The following is a 4,690-nucleotide window of genomic DNA, read 5'->3' as shown; positions in this document are numbered from 1 at the left end:
GGCGCGATGCCGAGGGATGGTTTCTTCTGGGGCCGTATACCCCCCTCGAGGAGGCGGAACGTATTCTGGGGGTGGAGCTACCCCGGGGAGATTATGAAACTCTTTCCGGACTTATTCAGGAGACCCTGGGGCGGATTCCCTCTTCGGGGGAGAAGCTCGTGGTGGACGGCTTGGAGGTGGAGATCCTGGCCGCGGATGAGAGGGCCATTCGGTCCCTTAGGGTTCGTCCCCTTTCCGAAAAACCGTGATCTACCGGCTACTGGCGGCCATCTTAACCGGGATCCTTCTCACCCTTTCCTTTCCTGCCCCGGCTTTTTATCCCCTGGTTTTTGTGGCCCTGGTTCCTTTATTCCTGGCGGTCAAAGGACAGGGATGGCCGCGGGCTTTCGGGCTGGCCCTCCTGAGCGGTAGCGTACATTTGTCCACCCTTCTTTACTGGCTGGCCGGGGTGATGCATCGCTTCGGAGGTTTTCCCTGGCCGGCTGCGGTTTCCCTCCTTTTCCTCCTGGCCCTTTATCTATCTCTGTTCATGGCCCTTCCGGTGGCTTTGGGGGAAGGGAGAAACTTTTTTGAACGTCCGTCCTTACGGGCCTCCCTCGGGCTGGCTTTGTTCTGGACTCTGGGAGAGATCCTTCGGGGAGCGGGGAGTCTGGGTTTTCCCTGGGAACCCCTGGGAGCGGCCCTGGCTCCGGCTCCCCCTCTTCTGCGTCCCGCGGCCTACCTTACCGTCTATGGGCTCTCCTTTCTTCTGGTGGGGACCAATTTTTTGATCTTTATGGCCTGCACCCGCCGTCGATGGGGTCTTTTATCTGCGGTCGTATTCTTCTGGCTGGGGGTATATGCCTGGGGCCTGATGACCATACCCCGCCATCCCCCTTCACTCCCTCTTTCACTCTGCCTGGTTCAGGGCAATGTTCCCCAGGAGATAAAATGGAATCCGGGCGAGGATCGGCGCAATCTTTATCACTATCTTTCCCTTTCCCGGAAAGCGCTTTCCGCAACCCCGCGCCTTATCGTCTGGCCCGAAACGGCCCTTACCTTCGTCTATCCGGTATCTCCCCTGGTTCAGGCGTTGCAAGAAGGGGTGCGCGAGCTGGGGATCCCGGTCCTTTTCGGGGTCCCCCGGGTGGAGAGGACCCTTTCGGGATGGAGGCTCAAGAACAGCGCGGTGGTTCTGGCTCCCTCCGGGGAGGTTCTGGGTATTTACGACAAGGAACATCTGGTGCCTTTCGGGGAATATGTTCCCCTGGTTCGCTGGTTCCCCTGGTTGAGAAAACTGGCGGTGGCCTCGGGTAATTATGCGCCCGGGACGGGCCCCGGGGTGATCAGGATCAAGGGGGTGCGCTTGGGTCTGCTCATTTGTTTCGAAAACGCCTTTCCCTTCCTGGCCCGGAAACGGGTGCGCGAAGGGGCGGATCTCCTGGTGGTCCTGACCAACGATGCCTGGTTCGGATCCTCGGCTGCGCTGCCTCAGCATTTCTATCAATCCGTACTGCGAGCGGTGGAGACCCGGCGCTACGTGCTCCAGGTGGCTAATACCGGTATTTCTGGTCTGATCGACCCTTACGGTCGGATTCTTTCCCGCGGACCGATAAACCGGGAATGGATAGCCTGTTGGAAAAGATGAAAATATGCTAAGATTTTTGGATATAGACCGGCCTTTTCGGGGAGGAGGTTGCATGGCTGCGCTGGTTCACTTGATGCGCAAGCTGGAAGGGATGGATCCCTCCTTACGCGAGGTTTTGCTGGACATTCTCGAGGAGATGGAGAAGCAGAATGCCCGGCTGGAGGAGCTCTATGTATCCCGGCTGGAATTCGAGGAACTCAAGAAGGCGGTGCAGGAACTGGCCGGGAAGGTAGCCGAGCTGGCCGAGGCGCAGCGGCGGACGGAGGAAGCGATTCGGGGTTTAACGGAGAGGCAGGATCGTCTGGAGCGTGCTCTTGCCGAGCTTGCGGAAGCCCAGAGGCGGACGGAGGAAACGGTTCGGGGTTTAACGGAGAGGCAGGATCGTCTGGAGCATGCTCTTGCCGAGCTTGCGGAAGCCCAGAGGCGGACGGAGGAAGCGGTTCAGAGGTTAGCGGAGGGGCAGGAGAGGCTTGAGGAAGGGCAGAGGCGGCTTGAAGAACGGCAGGAACGCCTTGAGGAGAGGCAGGATCGTCTGGAGCGCGCCCTTGCGGAGCTAGCCGAGGCGCAGCGGCGGACGGAGGAGGAGCTTAGGGAGTTCAAGGAAGAGACGCGCCGGAACTTTCAGCATGTATGGCAGGCCATTGCTGAACTCACCGAGGCGCAGCGGCGCACCGAGGAGGAGCTTAAGAAGCTTGCCACCGAGCATGCCGAGACGCGGCGCAGGCTCGAGGGCCTTTCGGACACCGTGGGCTATACCCTGGAAAACGCTGCCTATCGGGCGCTTCCGGCCATTCTTAAAAACTTCGGCCTTGAGGTGGAGGGTCGTCTTATCCGAAAGTATGTGAAGGTGGGGCGGGTTTTCCGGCAGGTCAATGTCTATGGCCACGCCCGCCGCAAGGGCGAGCGCCTTCTCATCCTGGGTGAGGTCAAGACCCGTCCCTCCAAGAAGGAGATTGCCCGGTTCGAGAAACTGGCCGATACCCTGGCCCAAAAGAAAGGGCTTCCCGTCTTTCGGCTCTTTGTGGCCCACGATTTTCCCCCGGACATCGAGGATCTTCTCCGCTCCCGCGACATCCTTCCGGTCTGGTCCTACGAACTTGAAGGCTAGCCCCCTTAATAACCATCCTTACTTCTTTCATATTGGCGACAACGATGCCAAAAAGCATGCAACATGGCATTAAGGAAGCGATTTTTCAAGGAGCCTTTGGGAAGCTTTTTTCCTGTTTGGCCCGCGGGGCACCGGCAAATCCACCTGGCTCAGGCAAAATATAAGGGCTCTATCGGACGGGCTCTAAAGGTCAAAAACTCTACGGCCGTTTCTTCCGGAGGTTAAAAGGCTTGCTCTCTTTTAAAGAGGGCTATTCAAGAATCTCTTCTCTACCGGCGAAGATATGCTCTGCGGATACAGGACCTCCCCTGTCTCCCGGTGGAGGAATTTCTTCGGACTCTACGCCCTGGTGAGGCCTTAATTTCCTCTCTCGGGGAAGGTTAGATAATCAAATTTCCGGGTCTGTGACAAAATTTGTCCATTACCTGACAATTTTTGTCAAAAATTCCGCTTGCGTGAACTCTTGTTCTTTTTCGTCTATTTTTTCGGCTCTTGCTTTTTGCCGGAAAACGCGGCTCCGATCTTCTGGCACGGATTTTGATTAAAAATAGAGATGCAAAAATCAAACTAAGGAGGTGTAAGTCATGGAGGTAAGGAAGAAAAAGGTCAGAAGGAAGGAGAAGGGTTTTACGCTGGTGGAACTGATGATCGTCATCGCCATCATCGCCATCCTGGCGGCGGTGGCCATCAGTCAGTACTCGGCCTACAAGAACAAGGCCAAGGCCAAGGACCTTATCGGATTTGCCCGGGCCTGCGCTATGGAGATCGTTACCCAGTGTCAGGCGGATTCTAGTTTTAACAGTACTGGTTCATTAGAGTCATGTAGTGTTAGTAATGGAACTTCGAAATATTTAGATGCTATTGCTGTAAGCGTTACTGGCTTTTCTAATTGCAATTCGACTTTTAGTGTTACCGCTAATGGTACCATTAGGGGAACCAGCAAGACCGGTTCTGTGACCTGCACCTATGATGCTACTAACAAGGCCATTTCTTGCACTGCACCCACGGTATCCTAATGAAGCTCAAAGCCTTTACCCTGGTGGAGCTCATGATCGTCATGGCCATCCTGGCCATCCTGGCCGGGATGGCCGTTTCTCAATACAGCACTTACAAGCACAAGGCGCAGGCCAAGGACCTGGTGACTCTGGCTGCCGGGTGCGTGCACGAGATCGTAGCCCAATGTGCGGTGGATCCGACTTTCTCCTCTCCTTCGAGCCTGGAAAACTGTCGCAGTCGCAATGCCACCGCTTACCTGGATCCGGTAAACTTTCTTCTTCCCTCCTCCTTTTCCTGTAATCGCACCTTCAGTGTGGTGGCCTACGCCACTGTCCATGGGACCACGGTTGTCTATCAGGCCAATTGCACTTATGATAAGGCCAATCATAATATTTTTTGTTCCGGTCCGGAACAAAAGCGATGAAGGTACGTGGATTTACCCTCATAGAACTCATGATGGTGGTGGCCATCCTGGCCATCCTGGCGGCGGTGTCCTTTTCCATTTATCGGCACTATTTCCATTCCGCCTTCGAGGTGGACCCGATCCAGGTCCTTCTTTCGGCCAAACTGGCCGAGGAGGAATACTACGCAGATCACGGCCAATACGCCTGCCGGATTGAAGACCTCCCCGGTTTTAACGACGGAAATCCAGACAACAAATACTGGCTTAATAATGATGCCGACGGGCGTCGCAAATTCTACATCGAAGTGGATAACGGTAGCTGCAACGAGACCTTCTATTCTCTCCACGTCAAAAACGATACCAACGATCCCGACTGGGAGATCGAGTGGACCCTCAACTGCACGGCCAATGCCAATATCGGAGAGTGCCAGCCGGTCCAGAATAAGGGGTCCAGCACCTTCCAGCGGCTATTTTAGGCCTCTGGCGCGCCCGGGAGGATTCGAACCCCCAACCATCGGATCCGAAGTCCGACGCTCTATCCAGTTGAGCTACGGGC

General features: G+C 55.8%; 6 protein-coding genes. All 6 read left to right on the top strand.

Annotated features, from left to right (window positions below; all coding sequences use genetic code 11):
* The coding region (locus F8J34_RS05135) for a transporter associated domain-containing protein (RefSeq protein ID WP_297056936.1) at positions 1-248 on the top strand (248 nt) is incomplete at its 5' end.
* On the top strand, positions 245-1,627 hold the full coding sequence (gene lnt, locus F8J34_RS05130) for an apolipoprotein N-acyltransferase (RefSeq protein WP_297056935.1): 1,383 nt from the start codon (positions 245-247) through the stop codon (positions 1,625-1,627). The genes F8J34_RS05135 and lnt, both read left to right, overlap by 4 nt.
* Before the next feature lie 52 nt (positions 1,628-1,679).
* Positions 1,680-2,735 carry a hypothetical protein gene (locus tag F8J34_RS05125; protein ID WP_297056934.1) on the top strand — a complete coding sequence of 352 codons (1,056 nt, stop codon included), beginning with the start codon at positions 1,680-1,682 and terminating at the stop codon, positions 2,733-2,735.
* 584 nt (positions 2,736-3,319) lie between these two features.
* On the top strand, positions 3,320-3,751 hold the full coding sequence (locus tag F8J34_RS05120) for a prepilin-type N-terminal cleavage/methylation domain-containing protein (protein ID WP_297056933.1): 432 nt from the start codon (positions 3,320-3,322) through the stop codon (positions 3,749-3,751).
* On the top strand, positions 3,751-4,155 hold the full coding sequence (locus F8J34_RS05115; RefSeq protein ID WP_297056932.1) for a type II secretion system protein: 405 nt from the start codon (positions 3,751-3,753) through the stop codon (positions 4,153-4,155). The genes F8J34_RS05120 and F8J34_RS05115 overlap by 1 nt, the downstream gene beginning before the upstream one ends.
* A complete protein-coding gene (locus tag F8J34_RS05110) occupies positions 4,152-4,610 on the top strand; it encodes a prepilin-type N-terminal cleavage/methylation domain-containing protein (RefSeq protein WP_297056931.1) in 459 nt (152 codons plus the stop codon). The genes F8J34_RS05115 and F8J34_RS05110 overlap by 4 nt, the downstream gene beginning before the upstream one ends.
* Positions 4,611-4,690 lie beyond the last annotated feature (80 nt).

Source organism: Thermosulfurimonas sp. (assembly GCF_015491435.1).
Taxonomy (GTDB): domain Bacteria; phylum Desulfobacterota; class Thermodesulfobacteria; order Thermodesulfobacteriales; family Thermodesulfobacteriaceae; genus Thermosulfurimonas_A.
The sequence above is the reverse complement of the archived record's forward strand: the minus strand, read 5'-3'. Positions and strand labels throughout refer to the sequence as shown.

Bases quoted from the DNA above. Each gene is read 5' to 3' on its own strand.
- F8J34_RS05125 (WP_297056934.1), top strand. From the start codon at position 1,680: ATGGCTGCGCTGGTTCACTTGATGCGCAAGCTGGAAGGGATGGATCCC.
- F8J34_RS05120 (WP_297056933.1), top strand. From the start codon at position 3,320: ATGGAGGTAAGGAAGAAAAAGGTCAGAAGGAAGGAGAAGGGTTTTACG.
- F8J34_RS05115 (WP_297056932.1), top strand. From the start codon at position 3,751: ATGAAGCTCAAAGCCTTTACCCTGGTGGAGCTCATGATCGTCATGGCC.
- F8J34_RS05110 (WP_297056931.1), top strand. From the start codon at position 4,152: ATGAAGGTACGTGGATTTACCCTCATAGAACTCATGATGGTGGTGGCC.